Here is a 15,542-nt window from a genome sequence, read left to right on the forward strand (position 1 = left end):
ACAAGGCTACCTTCCGGTAAGGTTCCAGGCGTCTTCCGACCCCTCGTCGTCCGCACCGTCGTGGTAGTCAACCGCCTGTTCGAAGCCGTCGAGGTCCTCGGCGACCAGGTCGGTGCCGTAGTGGTTGGCGTTGGCGTTATCGGCCAGCGCGGCCTCGGTCGCGGTCGGGACCACGTCGCCGGCACCGGTCTCGTCCCCGCGCATCGCGGCGAGCACCTCGGGCAGGTCGTCGGGCTTGACCAGCACGTCGCGGGCCTTGGAGCCCTCGGAGGGGCCGACCACGCCGCGTGATTCGAGCAGGTCCATGAGCCGGCCGGCCTTGGCGAAGCCCACGCGCAGCTTGCGCTGCAGCATCGAGGTGGAGCCGAACTGCGTGGTGACCACCAGCTCGGTGGCCTGCAGCAGCAGCTCCAGGTCGTCCCCGATGTCGTCGTCGATCTGCTTCTTTTGCACCTCGGGGGCCACGTCGTGGCGGTATTCGGCCTTCAGCTGCCCCTTGACGTGCTCGACCACGGATTGGATCTCGGATTCGGTGACCCAGGCGCCCTGCACACGCATGGGCTTGGAGGTGCCCATGGGCAGGAAGAGCGCGTCGCCCTGGCCCAGCAGCTTTTCGGCGCCCGGCTGGTCAAGGACCACGCGGGAGTCGGTAACCGAGGAGGTGGCAAAGGCCATGCGCGAGGGCACGTTGGCCTTGATCAGGCCGGTGACCACGTCCACGGACGGGCGCTGGGTGGCCAGCACCAGGTGGATGCCGGCGGCGCGGGCCAGCTGGGTGATGCGCACGATCGAGTCCTCGACGTCGCGCGGGGCGACCATCATCAAGTCGGCGAGCTCATCGACGATGACCAACAGGTACGGGTAGGGCTTCATGATCCGCTTGGAGCCCTCGGGCGGGACGGCCTTGCCGTTGCGCACGGCCTTGTTGAAGTCGTCGATGTGCTTGTACCCGAAGTTCGCCAAATCGTCGTAGCGGGTGTCCATTTCCTTGACCACCCACTGCAGGGCCTCGGCGGCCTTCTTCGGGTTGGTGATGATCGGGGTGATCAGGTGCGGGACGCCCTCATAGGCGGTGAGCTCCACGCGCTTGGGGTCGACCATGACCATGCGGACCTCGTCGGGGGTGGCACGCATCAGGATCGAGGTGATCATCGAGTTCACGAACGAGGACTTGCCCGCGCCGGTGGCGCCGGCCACCAACAGGTGCGGCATCTTGGCGAGGTTGGCCACCACGAAGCCGCCCTCGACGTCCTTGCCCACGCCCATGACCATCGGGTGGTCGGTCTTGCGGGCGTTGTGGCTGCGCAGCACATCGCCCAGCACCACGATTTCCTTGTCGGCGTTGGGGATCTCGATGCCGATCGCGGACTTGCCGGGGATCGGGGAGAGGATGCGCACGTCCGAGGAGGCCACGGCGTAGGAGATGTTCTTGGACAGGGCGGTGACGCGCTCGACCTTGGTGCCGGGGGCCAGTTCGATCTCGTAGCGGGTGACCGTCGGGCCGCGGGAGAACCCGGTGACCTTCGCGTCGACCTTGAACTGGTCCAGGGTGTCGGTCAGCGCCGCGACCACGGCGTCGTTGGCCTCGGAGCGTTCCTTGGACGGCGGGCCGGCGGGAAGGAAGTCGGAGGCCGGCAGCGTGTAGGTCACGTCCCCGGAGAGCTGGAGCTGTTCGGTACGCGCCGGGATCGGCGGCAGCGGGGCCGCGGCGGGGCGCGAGGGGACCTGGTCCATGGCGCCGGTGGCATCGTTGTCGTAGCTGGTCAGGTCGATGGCGCTCATGGCCTGGGTGTCGGCCTCGGGCTCGGTGCCCAGGCCCACGGATTCCATGATGGCTGCGCGTTCGCGCTCGTCCTTGGTGGGGCGGCGCACCCCGGGGCGGATGGCCGGTTCCGCGTCGGCCTCGTCGGCGTAGAAGTCGGCCGGGTCCACGGCTGCGCCGTGGCTGTCGGTGATGACCGCGGTGTCGTAGGCGCCCTCGCCGGTGTTGCCCAACAGGTCCTCGGCGGCGATGGCCTCCTCGTCGCGGTCCTTGCCGAAGAGCCGCATCCTCTTGCGCGGCTTCTTCGCCGCCTGTTCCTCGTAGAGGTAGGACTGGTCGTGGTCCTCGGCGCCCAGGTCCACGCCCTTGGCGGAGCCGGCCTCGGGACTCTGGCCCATGAGCTTCTCGTAGCCCTCGCGGAAGCGTGCGGGGATGTGCCGGAAGGGGGTGGCGGTGAGGATCATCAGGCTCAGCAGGGCCAGCGCGATCATCACGGCCATCGCGCCGGGGGCCGATATCAGCCCGGCCAGCGGGACGGTGGCCAGCGCCCCGAGCACTCCCCCGGCGCCCCAGAGGACGTCGAAGGGCGCGGAGACGGGGGGAAGCCCGCCGACCACGTGGGAGATCCCGGATCCGGCCACCGAACCGAGGGCCAGGCCGATGCCCACGCGGTTGTTGGCGCGGTGTTCCTCGGGCCAGCGGAAGAGCCGGATGGCGCCGATGAGCAGGATCGGAGGCATCAGCGCGGCCATGAACCCGAAGGTCCCCCCGGCCACGGCGTGCACGAAGCCGCCGTACCAGCCGACCCCGCGCAGCCCCCACCATTCCACGGAGGCCATGACGATGGCGATGATGACCAGGAAGAGCCCGGTGCCGTCGCGGCGCACAGCGTAGTCCGGGTGCACGTCGCGGCCGATCTTGCGGAAGGCCCCGCCGGTGACCCGCGCGATGCCCATCCAGGCAGAACGCACCATGCGCACCGGCAGCGGGAAGTCGTGTTCGATCGCTGCGGGGGTGCTCTTGGAGTTTCTGGTCGTCTTGGCGGAAGAGTTCGACGCGCGCGGTTTGCGCGTGGTCGTTTTCTTCTCGCCTTGCGAGGAGGTACGTGGGGCCATGGCTCTAGGGTATCGCCCACGGGTGTCCGAACCCTGAATTTACACGGTTCGACGGGGAACCGGGGCGGTGGAGAATCGTCACAGGCCGGGTTTTCAGGCGGGTCCCGCAGCAGCCCGGGCGCCGATGGGGGCGTCGGGCTCCTGGCGGATGGCGATGGCATCGGTGAGCAGCCCGCGCATCACCACCCTCAGCAGCACCAGGTGTCCGACCTCGGGGAACCGACTGCCCGTTTCCGAGGCGATGACCGGAAGCAGGAATTGGCCCAGCAACAGGTCAAGCCCGGCCACGGAGAGGGTGAAGCGCAGAAACTCGTTCGAAATCCTGTCCATGCCCCGGGTCTTCGGTGGCTTCGGACTCCAAGCAATGGGTCGCAGGTACCGTATTGCGTTCCCGGTGTGCTCCCGTGATTGGCAACCGGTCAGTCGGGGCGCACCGCAAGGTCCGTGAGCACCAGTCCGGTGTTGAGCGCCTTGGCGACATCCGGCAGATCGAAGCGGCGCAATTCCTCTCCCGTGTACCTGTCGTACTGGACGAATGAAACGGCCTTCCCGTCTTGGCTCGAAGTGACAACGGCAAGCGAAGTGGGAGTGAATTCGACTGAACGTTGCGACGAAGCGACGTCATAGTCGTCCGCGGCAACGGCGAAGAGGACCTTGGTGCGGCCCGTTTCAAGGTTGGTGGACATCACCCGCCCGTCAACAGCGACCCAGTCCAGGTTGCTTTCCCGCACCGAATCCCGGGAATAGCCATGCATTTCGAAACCGTAGTCCCCGTTCTCGAGGGCCTGCGCTTCCGGGGAAAGGACAATCTCATGCTGCGTGAAGGTGGCTGTTTCAACGTCCCAAGAGCGGATGACCGGGGTGGCGGTTCCCCCGGCGTCGTAGGTGGATGCCAAATGGTGCAGTCTCCCCTCGACGCATGGCGCATCCGTCGCATCCTGTGAGCTTTCGTCGACCGTGCGAATGCCGATGACGCGCTCGGCACCGGAGGGGGTGCCGCTGAGCCTGCTGAGCATCAGGCTGCGAAAGGCGTAGGTTCCGACCGATTCGTGGCCGGATAGCCCGGCCTCCCTGGCGTACGCACCGGATGGCTCCGCCAACCCAAAGAGCGTCCCGTCGCAAAACCCGGTGACTTGGTAGTAGCCCTCGACGTCGTGGAGGACGGCCCCGTCCGGAGAGGTTCCGACGGCCTGCTCGGTGTATCCCGTCTCGTTGAAGCCGTCGTTGTAGAGTCCGAGCGAGCTTCCGGCGCCGGAGCCCGACATGGCTTGCTGGTAGTCGGTCTTGACGCTGGGCGTGGTGTGGAGCCCGTCTTGCAGGTGGTAGTCGTTGGCGGTGTCGGCGAACACCAGCCCGTGTTCCGACCAGTCGGTCTGGGCATTGTCCATGCCCGAGGTCTCCAGGGCCTTGATCTCACCCTGCCCGTCGACCAGGACGAGGTAGCCGTTGGGTCCAGACTCACGGAATTCACGGGCTTGACGGCTGAGGTAAATGGCGGCGATGCTGCCGTCAAGGCTTAATTCGCTGCCAACTACAACGTTTTTCTTCAGCGGCTGGGCACCAAGCTGGCCGCACCCGGCCGTGGCCAGTCCCAGCCCCAGAACCAGCGGGAGGACCATCCAGGTGGTATTGCGGGCGAGCATCCGGTCTCGTTTCGTTCGGGGCACCGACATGTGGTTGAAGGGTGGTCCCGTTCAGGGACGCCCAATTGTTTCAGCGTCTTCAAGCCATTCGACACGAGCCTTGCCCAGGCCGGCCGCAGAGGCACTGGCGGCTTCATGCCGGGACGTGGGCTCTGCAACGGGCCGATGAGATTCGTTCGTGACCCGCGATGCACGTGCGGCCGTCAAGACATCGCGGGCGCGGGTGTCCTGGCCGGCGGGACCCAGGGCGGGCATGCACGGGTAGCGGACAGCCTTGCGGCCGACAGGCGTCCCCTCCGGGTCCGTCGATACGGCAACGAGCTGGACGGCGAGTTCCGGGAGTGCGGTGCGCGCCCGGTCGGCGCTTGCTGGCATCGGAACCAGGGATTCACCGCCACGACAAGTGACTTCGGCGGACCCGCGGCCCAGCTCGGCTGGCTGATACRGCGTGCGGGATCTTTCTGATGCGCCCATGCGCCCACCCTAACCCAGGATGTGATCTGGATTCGCCGAGAAACGCAGGTGACGAGCCTTCCGACGGTGTGGCGGCTGTCGTCTGTGTACCACCGTCGCGTGCCACCCGCAGGCCTGCCGACGGCTCGTCCAGGTACGGTCGGACCACGAGCCAATGGGCCGAAACCATCCCCCATGTTGCCTGGGTGCCCTTTCGTCCTTCCCCGGAATGGCTTCGTTCCCCGCCCTTGGCTGGCGCGGCCCCGGAACGTCCGGGCGCAGCTGCGGTGGCCGGAAAGCGGTGCCCGCGGAACGGGAATGGCCCTCGATCGGGAAGCGAAGCCCTCAAATGCGCCCGGGGCCGGAGACAAGGCATCCTGCGCCATCGTCACTACGACGCGCGAACAGCATGGGAGTGCTGAGGCTTCGAGCACGACCGGAACGATCATGGCCCTGCGGCCCGGCTTGCGCGACACCCACGCGCCGATGGCCCGGCGGACGAGCTGCGGAGGCGGGATCCGCGAACGTCACGACCGCGATGCGGCGGGTATGTCCAGGAACCCGGACAGCCTGGCAAGCCGCAGTCCCACGTGCAGATCGCGCTGCACCGCGCCCAGCCGCAGGTCAACGCCCGCCACTTCGCCGAGCCGATCCAGCCGGTAGTAGATGGTGGACCGGTGCACTTTGAGCACCTGCGCGGTGCGCTGGATGTCCCCGGCGCTGTCGAGGAAGGTCTCCAGCGTGGGCGCCCAGGAACGGGTCTTCCCGTCCTGCAGGATGTTCCGCACCGGGGCCGGCAAATCCTGCGGCCCCAGGCCGTCCACCGGCAAGGCGGCCAGAATGCCGTCGGTTCCCGTGTCGGAGAAGTGGACCGCCACGGGGTGGTCGGCCGGCGCCAGGCTGCCGGCGCGCAGTGCCCAGCCCGCGCGCCGGTAGGAATCACGCAGGCCGTCCAGGGGTGCCAGCGGACCGATGCCGGCCCGTGCCGGGGCCAGCCGGGGACGGGTGAGAATTCGGGCCAGGCGAGGGGCAACCACGGGACGGGGAAAAATCAGCACGCCGCCGCCTTCGTCGGTCACGCCGCCGATCACGCTGGCCGTCGAGGTGTCGTTGACGAACCGGATCGTCTCGGCGACCGCCTGTTCCACCCGCCCGAGGGCCGCCGGCGTGGACTCCCGGTTCCCGGGACCGATCGCCACCGCGCAGTAGTGCGCGGAGACCCCGAGGATGTCCTCGCCGAGCAGCTTGGCCGCCGCTTCCCGGCGCCGTTCGCCATCCTCGGAAACGAGGTCCACGGCCAGGGAACCCGAGCGGGCCAGCCGTGCCCTGGCGCTCGAGTCGCGTGCCTCCATGAGCCCGCCGATGCGGGCGAGCTGGTCCCCGGCGACGACGCCCACCGGATCCGCGCCATCCAGCGGGGCCAGCATCAGGTGGCCGACGATGTGCCGGTCGGCCCGCAGCAGCCGATGCATCACCACCGGTCCGACGCCGTCCACCTCCCGCAGGGCGCCGTCCTTGCCCCCGGTGGCGGGGATGTCCCACGCGTCGCTGTGGGCCAGGATGCGGGAGAGCCGCAGCCGGTCCTCCGGGGACTCGTGGATTGAATAGGCGACCACCCGCATGCTGCGGTCCAGCAGCACCAGGCGCCGGTCCAGGGCTTCGGACAGGTCCTGGAGTGCGTCGTGGAGCTCGGGCATGCGATTCATCCGCCCATTCTAGGTCGGCGCCGACGCCCGCCTCGCATCCATTGCGACACGGTGTCGGAAAAGGTGTGCGGGAAGTCCTACCGCACGCCGCTGTGCTCCAGATCACCGCTGCCTAGGGTTGAGGGAACGCACCAGCACCAACTCCCCCGGAAGGGTTTTCCATGCACACCACCATCAACCAGCCGCGCGGCCGCCGCATTGCCATCATCGGCGCCGGCATCAGCGGACTGACGCTTGCCATCGAATTGCGCCGCCGCGGCCTGGATCCGCTGGTCTTCGACCGGGTGTCCGAACTTCGGGAGGTCGGCGCGGCCGTCGCGCTCTCGGCCAACGCGACCCGCTACCTCGATGAGCGCACCGGCATCGGGGCCGGCCTGGCCGCCGCATCCGCCAGCGTGGACGGGCTGGTGTTCCGCGACGGCCGCGACGGCCGGGTGATCGGCCGGATCTCCTCGCGCGAGGAATACCAGGCCGCCTGCGGTGCGCCGTACTACGGGATCCACCGGGCGGACCTGCAGAAGCTGCTGGTGGACCGCCTCGGCGGCCAGGGCCTGCACCTGTCCAAGGAATGCGTGCGGATCGAGGAAACCGCCGATGCCGTGCGCCTGCATTTCAACGACGGCGACATCGTCGAGGCCGATCTGGTCATCGGCGCGGACGGTGCCCGGTCGACGTTGCGCCGCCACGTCGTGGGATACGACGATGCCCAGTTCTCCGGCTCCTCCGGATGGCGCGGGATCGTCTCCCCCGAGGCCCTGGCGGACCTTCCCGATCCGGAGGCCATCCAGTTCTGGATGGGACCCGGCGGCCACCTGCTGCACTACCCGATCGGCAGCGGAGAGCAGAACTACCTGCTGGTCCGCCGCCATGGCGGACCGTGGGAGGGCCCGGCCTGGGCCACGTCCGACGAGGAAGGAGCCCACCTCAAGGCATTCGAGGGCTGGCATCCGGCCGTGCAGCAGATGATCGGCGCCGCACCGACCGGGGACCGCTGGGCGCTGTTCCAGCGTCCGCCGCTGCACCAATGGAGCCGCGGGCGGGTGACCCTGATGGGCGACGCCGCCCATGCCCTGGTTCCGCACCACGGGCAGGGCGCGAACCAGTCCATCGAAGACGCCATCGTCCTGGCCGATTGCCTGATCCAGGGCCTGGAAGACGGTTCCGGCTGGGACAACGCACGCCAGCGCTACCAGGACGTGCGGATCGATCGAACCCGCAGGGTCCAGATCGCCTCGGCCACGACCGGCGACGTCCTGCACCTGCCCGACGGCCCACGCGCCGACGCCAGGAACGCCCGCCTTGCCGCGCCGGACGCGTGGGAACGCCACCTGGCCTGGATCCACGAGTACCAGGCAGCCCGAAGCCTTCAGCCCGCCTCGGCCTAACGCGTCCCCGCACCAGCCCCTCCCCCATCGCCAAGGAACCCCATGAATCCAACCCCGCCCGCCGTCCGCTTGCGCTCACCGCTGCTGGTCGTCGCCCTGTGCTTCGCAGTCATCGTCCTGGATGGCTATGACCTGATGGTCTTCGGCGCCATCGTCCCCGTGCTCCTCGAGTATGCGCCGTGGGGACTCGAAGCCAGCGAGCTGGGCATTATCGGCAGCCTCACCACCCTCGGCATGCTGGTCGGCGCCCTGCTGGTCGGCATGCTCTCGGACGCCTTCGGCCGGCGCCGGGTCATGCTGGCCAGCACGATCTGGTTCAGCGCCCTGACCCTGGTGAGCGCCGTGGCCCCGAGCCCGGAAATATTCGGCCTGTCCCGGCTGCTGGCCGGACTCGGCCTGGGAGGCGTCATGCCGACCGCCATCGCCCTGACCGTCGAATACGCGCCGAATGGGAGGAAACAGCTCTACAACGCCTTGATGTTCGTCGGCTACTCGGTCGGCGGGGTGATTGCGGCACTCCTGGCCCTCGCGTTCCTGGAGCCGTTGGGCTTCAGGTGGTTGATCGCCTTCGGCGCCGTGCCCGCCCTCATCCTGGTGCCGGTGCTCGCCAGGCACCTGCCCGAATCCATGACCTACCTGCTCAGGCGCGGCGAAACCCGGCGCGCGGAGCACCTTGCCGGCACCTACGGACTTGCCCCTGCGGCCACCCCGCCGGCGGGAGGATCGCAGCGCACCGCCGTGCTGCGCTACCTGGTTGGCCAGGGCCGGCTGCGGCCACTGGCACTTTTCTCGATCGCTTCGTTCGCCGGGCTGCTGCTGGTGTACGGCCTGAACACCTGGCTGCCGCAGATCATGCGCTCGGCGGGCTATCCGCTGGGTTCCGCGATCAGCTTCCTGCTCGTGCTCAATCTGGGTGCCGTTGTCGGCAGCGTGGCCACGGCGTTCGTGGCCGACAAGTTGGGCTCGCGGATCGCGGTGACGATGGCGTTCGCCGCCGCGGTTATCACCCTGGTGGGCCTGAGCCTGCAGCCAACCGCGTGGCTGCTCTATGCCTTCGTGGCCCTGGCCGGGCTGGGCTCGATCGGCACGCAGATCCTGGTCAACGGCTACGCCGCGGAATATTTCCCGGCCTGGGCCCGAGGGACCGCCGTGGGCATCACCCTCGGCGTGGGACGGCTCGGTGCCGTGGGGGCACCCCTCATGGTGGGGCTCATCCTGGATTCCAATTTGGGCTTCGAATGGAACTTCTATTCGTTCCTGCTGGCCGCGGCGCTGGGCCTGGTCGCGGTGTTGCTGATCCCCCGGGCGCGGCGGGATGTTCCCGTTGGGAATGGCGAGGTCGGCGTCTCGGCAACCTGACACCGAGGCGTCCGCCGCAGTGATGCAACCGCCCGGTGTCCGGGCCCGGCCGGGCCCGGAGACCGCGGCTGCCGTGCCGGGCGGAACTTCCGTCTTCCGCCTCGCACGACGGCGCCCGACGTCACGCGGCCAACGGTTCGGGTCGCCTCGGAGCATGGGATGACCCGCCAAGACACGTGTACCCCGCACCGGCAAGGCCGATGCGGGGTACACGTGTCTGAAACCTAGGCTTCGAGCACGACCGGGACGATCATGGGCTTGCGGCGCAGCTTGCGCGACACCCACGAGCCGATGACCCGGCGGACGATCTGCTGCAGCTGGGCCGTGGTGTGCGTCGGGTTGTTGCGCACCGCGTCCTCGATGGCTTCGGCGATCTTCGGCTTGATCTCTTCAAAGACCTTGTCGTCCTCGGCCACGCCGCGGGCGTGGATCTCCGGGCCGGAGATCAGCTTGCCGGTCTGGCGGTTGATCACCGAGATGATCGAGATGAAGCCCTCTTCGGCCAGCGTGACGCGGTCCTTGAGGTCCTCGTCGGTGATGGTTCCGACCTTGGAGCCGTCCACGTACACGAATCCGCAATCGACCTGGCCCACGAGCTTGGCCACGCCGTCCCGCAGGTCCACGACCGAGCCGTCCTCGGTGAGCAGGACATTCTCCGCCGGCACGCCGGACTGGGCGGCCAGGCGGGCGTTGGCGATCAGGTGGCGGGTCTCGCCGTGCACCGGCATCACGTTCAGCGGCTGCAGGATGTTGTAGCAGTACAGCAACTCTCCGGCCGAGGCGTGACCCGAGACGTGGATCTTGGCCATGCCCTTGTGGATCACGTCCGCACCCAGGCGCATCAGGCCGTTGATCACGCGGAACACCGAGTTTTCGTTGCCCGGGATCAGCGAGGAGGCCAGGATGACGGTGTCGCCCGGGCCCACCTGGATGCGGTGGTCGCCGGTGGCCATGCGCGAGAGCGCGGCCATCGGCTCGCCCTGCGAACCGGTGGACATCAGCACGACCTTGTTGTCCGGCAGCTTGTCCACGTTCTTCATGTCCACCAGGATCCCGGCAGGGATGTGCAGGTAGCCAAGCTTCTCGGCGATGGTCATGTTGCGCACCATGGAGCGGCCGATGAAGGCGACCTTGCGGCCGTGCACCTGGGCGGCGTCGATGACCTGCTGCACGCGGTGCATGTGCGAGGAGAACGAGGCGACGATGATGCGCTTGCGCGCCCGGCCGAAGAGGGCCTCGAGCACCGGGCCGATTTCCTTCTCGGCGGTGGTGAAGCCGGGGACGTCCGCGTTGGTGGAGTCGGGCATGAACAGGTCAACGCCCTCGTCTGCCAGGCGGGCGAAGTGGCGCAGGTCGGTGATGCGGCCGTCCAGCGGCAGCTGGTCCATCTTGAAGTCGCCGGTGTGCAGCACGTTGCCTGCATCCGTGCGGATGAACACGGCAAGCGCGTCCGGGATCGAGTGGTTGACGGCGATGAATTCGGTCTCGAACGGGCCGAAGGTCTCCACGTCGCCCTCGACCACCTGGCGCAGCACCGGCTTGATGCGGTGCTCCTCCAGCTTGGCCGAGATCAGCGCGAGGGTCAGGCGCGAGCCGATCAGCGGGATGTCCCCGCGCAGGCGCAGCAGGTACGGCACGGCACCGATGTGGTCCTCGTGCCCGTGGGTGAGCACGAGGCCGACCACGTCGTCGAGGCGGTCCTTGATGTAGCTGAAATCGGGCAGGATGACGTCCACGCCCGGCTGGTGCTCCTCGGGGAAGAGCAGTCCGCAGTCGACGATCAGCAGTTTGCCGTCGATTTCGAAGACGGCCATGTTCCGCCCGATCTCGCCCAGGCCACCGAGCGGCACGATGCGCAAGGTGCCCGGCTTGAGCTTGGGCGGAAGGTTGTGGAGCACCGTATCGGTGACCACTGAAGTGGAATCGGTCATGAATGAATTACCTTTCTAGATCTCCCATCCGCCCTCGCGCAAATCGGTGCGGATGGTTTCGAGTTCCGTTTCCGACGGTGCCACAAGCGGCAGCCGGACCACGGCGTTGGGCAGGACTCCCTGCCAGTTAAGAATCTGTTTTGCCGCGACGGCGCCCTGGACGTGGCTCATCACGGCACGCTGGATCGGGTCCAGCGCAAAGTGCGCGGCGCGTGCGGTGGCCAGGTCCCCGGCGTGCATTGCGTCAACCAGGGTGCGGTACTGGGCCGCGGCGACGTGGGCCGTGACCGAGACGACGCCGACTGCGCCCGCGGCCATCAGCGGCAGCGTCAGCCCGTCGTCGCCCGAGTACACGTCCAGGTCGGTGTTCGCCAGGACGGTGGTGGTGGACTGGTAGTCGGCCTTCGCGTCCTTCAATGCCACGACCAAGGGGTTCTTCGCCAGGGTGATGATGGTTTCCGGTGCCATGGCGATGCCGGCGCGTCCCGGGATGTCATAGAGCATCACCGGCAGCTGCGTCGCCGCGACGATGGCCTCGACGTGGGCGATGACGCCGGCCTGGGAAGGCTTGTTGTAGTACGGTGCGGTCACCAGGATGCCGTGCACCCCGGCGTCCTTCGCTGCCAGCGAGAGCGTGATCGAGTGCGCGGTGTCATTGGTGGTGGACCCGGCCAGGACCTTGGCCCGGTGCYCCACCGCCTTGACCACGGCGGCGAACAAGGCGACGTTTTCCTCGTCGCGAAGCGTGGAGGTTTCCCCGGTGGTGCCGGTGACGACCAGTCCGTCACAGCCGTCGTCGACAAGCTTGGTGGCCAGCTTCGCTGCCGACTCGTAGTCGACCTCCCCGTTGTCCTTGAAGGGAGTCACCATGGCGGTGAGCACCGTTCCGAAGGTGTAGTTCTTGCCCGGGGTATGCAACGCAGTTTCAGCCATGATTACTAGGTTACCCTTTGCGCGTGGCAAGGCTTGATTCGGCACATGCGTTTAGGCTGTAAACATGACGCAATTCTCCACCCCGGGCGCCTCCGCACGCACCGCCGCCGGCTCCGGGCGTGGTGCCCGCACCCGGATTGCGGGTGTCGACGCGGCGCGCGGCCTGGCGCTGCTGGGGATGGTTGCGGTGCACATCATGCCGCTGCGGATCATCACGGCCGAGGGTGCCGCGGCGCCCTCGTGGGCCGCCACGCTGTTTTCCGGGCGGGCCTCGGCGCTCTTTGTGGTGCTGGCCGGGGTCGGGCTCGCGCTGCTGAGCGGCGGGTCGGCGAAGATCGGTGCGCCGAAGCTGGCCGGGGTCAGGAGGAGCGTGGCCGTGCGGGCCGTGCTGATCTTCGTGATCGGCCTGGGCCTGGGGATCCTGGACACCAACGTGGCGGTGATCCTGGTGCACTACGGGGTGCTCTTTGCCTGCGCGATCCCGTTCTTGAACATGCGCGCCAGGACCCTGGGATTCTGGGCCGCCGGCTGGCTGCTTCTTTCCCCCTTCGCGCTGTACCTGCTGCGCCCCTGGCTTTCCGGGGTGCTTGATCCCTTCCGGCTCGGCGCCTCCCCGCTGCCCGAGGACCTGTTCACCCCCGCGGTGTTCGCCGCCGATGTGCTGGTCACCGGCTACTACCCGGTGGTCGTGTGGTTTGGCTTCATCCTGGCCGGGCTGTGCGTGGGGCGCCTGGGATTGGCCCGCCCGCCGGTGGCGCTGGCCATCGGGGCGGCCGGGGCCGTGCTGGCGGTGGGTGCCAAGGCGCTTTCCGCGTGGCTGCTGGCCTCCCCCGGGGCCATGGCTTCGCTGGCCAAGGCCACGGACCTGGGACGACATGAGCTGTCGGTGGCGATGGTCACGGGCCAGCGGCTGGGTGGGGCCATGGACACGCCCTGGTTCCTGGCCGTGTCCGCGCCGCACACCGGCGCACCGTTGGACGTTTTGCATGTGGCCGGCTGCGCCCTGGCGGTGCTGGGCGCGGTGCAATTGGTGTGCCTGGCCTTCAGCGCGCTGCTTGGCTCGGTCGGCGAGATGCTGCTGTGGCCGCTGACCGGGGCCGGGGCGGCAACGCTCACGCTGTACTCGGCGCACCTTGCGGGCCTGGACCTGTTCAGCGATGTCTCGGCCCCGCTGCCGCGCGCCAGCCTGTTCATCATCTACGCGGTCGCATGCCTGTTGGCCGGGCTGGTCTTCAAGTTCCTGGGCCGGCGCGGCCCTCTCGAGGCCCTGGTGCATTCGGTGTCGCGGACATTGGGACGCGCCGCGTAGCACCGCCCTGCCATCGTTGACGAGTGACCCCGCGGCAGAGGGCAAGGCCTTCTGGCAAGATCATGACTGATGAGATCCACGACAGAGGCACCAGGTGCAATGAACCACGATTCCCGCCGGATGCCCGGTGATCCGCTGAGCCCCCATGAGCGTGCCCTGCTGGAGCGCCTGTGCTCGGGCACGTGGCGCGGAACCAGCGAGGCGCGCCGGCAGCTGGCCCATGCCCGCTGGGGCGGACTGGAATTCGATGATTGCGAATGCTTCCTGGTCGAGGTGCCCGAGGACCTGGATCTTCCACGGATTCCCAAGCGCTCGGGCGGGCCGTTTGCGACCGTGGAGGTCCTCGATGGAGAAACCGCCCTGGGCCACCTGAACCTCTGGGCGGTGGGCGGACGCCTGCATTCGGTGGACTACATGACGTTCGACGCCCCGGATGAGAAGCTCCCCGCCGTGGAGCTTCTCGGCGACGGACCCTTCAAGGGCTGAACAGGGCCGTTACGGGTCAAGCAGCAGCGAGCGCAAGGACTCCCGCGTCGCCGGGCCCACCTTCAACGCATCGAGGATCTCCCGGGTTCCCCCGGCAACTCCCCTAACCATCGGGAGCTTGTCCGCCAACCAGGATTCGACCGTGCTCGACGTCCATTCGGCCTGCTGGTCGATCGTGGGTGAATGGTTCGCGACCCCGGCCATGGCACGGACGGATGCGGCGTAGTCCGCGGCGACGAGGACGGGGTCCACGCCGGCGTTGCCCAGCAGCAGTGCGCAGATCATCCCGGTACGGTCCCGACCCGCACTGCAGTGGACCAGCACACCCGGGGTGGATGCGGCAATGGCTTCGAGTGCCGCCCGCACCAGATGCGGTTGCAGGCGCCAGTTGTGGCTCCAGTATTCGGGGGAATCCAGAATCGGGAAACACGTCTCCCGGAACGCGAGGTCGTCGTGGTCCTCGGTCGGTGCATGCCGGATCGTGATCCCGGCGAGCGCCTCGGCCGGAACCGCCGGGTCCGTCGTTTGGCCTCCGGTCTCGTAGGCACAGCGCAGGTCCACGATCGAGGCCAGCCCCCAGTGCCGAGCCGCGTTCCAGCCCGTGGCGTCCAGGCGTTCACGGCGCGGCCCGCGTGCCAGCCTGCCCGGGATTGTCGCGCCGCCACCGGCAAGCGCTGTCGGCAACCCGCCCAGGTCCCTGGCATTGGGGTACCCGCCCCACGCAAGTTCGATCATCCAGCCACCTTACGACGTACAGCGTTAGCGATCCGGAACCACGCGCGCATCCCCGTGTCCGGCCAGCGAGGCAGGGTGCGGGCCTTGCCGATCACCCGGTCCGGTGGCACCGTGGTGGGATGGTGATTTCGGTGCGTGCCGCAACGGATTTCAACGACGTCAGGACGATGCTGGGTCCGAAGCGGGATCCGGATGCGCGGGCGTGCTGGTGCCTGGGCCACCGGCTGGGCGGATCTGCCGGACCTGGCTTCGCGCGCAACGGTGCGGAGATCGTGCGCGGGCTCTGCGCGCAGGACCCGCCGCCCGGGGTGCTCGCCTACGACGGCCCGGACGTGGTGGGCTGGGCGGGTGTGCACCCGCGGGCAGACACGGCACTGGCACGCAGCCGAACGATCCCCCATGTCGATGACCTCCACGTCTGGTCGGTGTGGTGCATCCGGGTGCGGGCCGGGCACCGCGGCCAGGGCATTTCCCACGCATTGCTGACCGGGGCGGTGGACTTTGCCCGGGGATACGCCGCCCCGGCAATCGAGGGATATCCCCTGGACAACGGGGGTGCCAAGGCCGACCGCACCGCCGCGTACGTCGGCACCCGATCCCTCTTCGAGCGGGCGGGATTCATGAAGGCCGCCGACACCGACTCGGTTGTGGGCGGGTTTCCGCGCGTGCTGATGCGCCTGGACCTGCGCTGACGATGCGAGGAAACCGCGCCAGAAGCTGATGGC

The 15,542-nt window shown here is 68.4% G+C and carries 12 protein-coding genes; 5 read left to right on the forward strand and 7 right to left on the reverse strand.

The window, feature by feature from the left end:
- Positions 1 to 6: 6 nt before the first annotated feature.
- The 4 genes from BLJ79_RS16330 to BLJ79_RS16345 all read right to left on the reverse strand — a co-directional run bounded on the left by BLJ79_RS16330 (position 7) and on the right by BLJ79_RS16345 (position 6,679).
- On the reverse strand, positions 7 to 2,877 hold the full coding sequence (locus tag BLJ79_RS16330) for an FtsK/SpoIIIE family DNA translocase (protein WP_071215831.1): 2,871 nt from the start codon (positions 2,875 to 2,877) through the stop codon (positions 7 to 9).
- A 93-nt stretch (positions 2,878 to 2,970) separates the two neighbouring features.
- Complete coding sequence (locus BLJ79_RS16335) at positions 2,971 to 3,207, reverse strand: hypothetical protein (protein ID WP_071215832.1); 237 nt, start codon at positions 3,205 to 3,207, stop codon at positions 2,971 to 2,973.
- 89 nt (positions 3,208 to 3,296) lie between these two features.
- Positions 3,297 to 4,520 (reverse strand): YycP family beta-propeller protein, encoded by a 1,224-nt coding sequence (locus BLJ79_RS16340; RefSeq protein WP_071215833.1) that lies wholly within the window; start codon positions 4,518 to 4,520, stop codon positions 3,297 to 3,299.
- A gap of 980 nt (positions 4,521 to 5,500) precedes the next feature.
- On the reverse strand, positions 5,501 to 6,679 hold the full coding sequence (locus tag BLJ79_RS16345; RefSeq protein WP_071215834.1) for a PucR family transcriptional regulator: 1,179 nt from the start codon (positions 6,677 to 6,679) through the stop codon (positions 5,501 to 5,503).
- A 161-nt stretch (positions 6,680 to 6,840) separates the two neighbouring features.
- Between BLJ79_RS16345 and BLJ79_RS16350 the strand changes: the two genes are divergently transcribed.
- Positions 6,841 to 8,064, forward strand: coding sequence for an FAD-dependent monooxygenase (locus BLJ79_RS16350; protein ID WP_071215835.1), 1,224 nt, complete (start codon positions 6,841 to 6,843; stop codon positions 8,062 to 8,064).
- Positions 8,065 to 8,106: 42 nt separating this feature from the next.
- Positions 8,107 to 9,423, forward strand: coding sequence for an MFS transporter (locus BLJ79_RS16355; RefSeq protein ID WP_071215836.1), 1,317 nt, complete (start codon positions 8,107 to 8,109; stop codon positions 9,421 to 9,423).
- 224 nt (positions 9,424 to 9,647) lie between these two features.
- On the opposite strand, the gene BLJ79_RS16360 is transcribed toward BLJ79_RS16355, so the two are convergent.
- Together BLJ79_RS16360 and dapA are read right to left on the reverse strand one after the other, a co-directional pair.
- Positions 9,648 to 11,354, reverse strand: a complete 1,707-nt coding sequence (locus tag BLJ79_RS16360) for a ribonuclease J (RefSeq protein WP_071215837.1) — start codon at positions 11,352 to 11,354, stop codon at positions 9,648 to 9,650.
- Between the two features lie 15 nt (positions 11,355 to 11,369).
- On the reverse strand, positions 11,370 to 12,287 hold the full coding sequence (gene dapA, locus BLJ79_RS16365) for a 4-hydroxy-tetrahydrodipicolinate synthase (RefSeq protein ID WP_071215838.1): 918 nt from the start codon (positions 12,285 to 12,287) through the stop codon (positions 11,370 to 11,372).
- Between the two features lie 64 nt (positions 12,288 to 12,351).
- Between dapA and BLJ79_RS16370 the strand changes: the two genes are divergently transcribed.
- Positions 12,352 to 13,596 carry a heparan-alpha-glucosaminide N-acetyltransferase domain-containing protein gene (locus tag BLJ79_RS16370; RefSeq protein WP_071215839.1) on the forward strand — a complete coding sequence of 415 codons (1,245 nt, stop codon included), beginning with the start codon at positions 12,352 to 12,354 and terminating at the stop codon, positions 13,594 to 13,596.
- Between the two features lie 99 nt (positions 13,597 to 13,695).
- Positions 13,696 to 14,082 (forward strand): hypothetical protein, encoded by a 387-nt coding sequence (locus BLJ79_RS16375; RefSeq protein WP_139194915.1) that lies wholly within the window; start codon positions 13,696 to 13,698, stop codon positions 14,080 to 14,082.
- 9 nt (positions 14,083 to 14,091) lie between these two features.
- Here BLJ79_RS16375 and BLJ79_RS16380 read toward each other — a convergent pair whose 3' ends face one another.
- Positions 14,092 to 14,817 carry a tyrosine-protein phosphatase gene (locus tag BLJ79_RS16380; RefSeq protein WP_071215841.1) on the reverse strand — a complete coding sequence of 242 codons (726 nt, stop codon included), beginning with the start codon at positions 14,815 to 14,817 and terminating at the stop codon, positions 14,092 to 14,094.
- Between the two features lie 119 nt (positions 14,818 to 14,936).
- On the opposite strand from BLJ79_RS16380, the gene BLJ79_RS16385 reads away from it, so the two are divergent.
- Positions 14,937 to 15,509, forward strand: coding sequence for a GNAT family N-acetyltransferase (locus tag BLJ79_RS16385; RefSeq protein WP_071215842.1), 573 nt, complete (start codon positions 14,937 to 14,939; stop codon positions 15,507 to 15,509).
- Positions 15,510 to 15,542 lie beyond the last annotated feature (33 nt).

It is taken from the genome of Arthrobacter sp. UCD-GKA (assembly GCF_001863355.1).
Classification (GTDB): domain Bacteria; phylum Actinomycetota; class Actinomycetes; order Actinomycetales; family Micrococcaceae; genus Paeniglutamicibacter.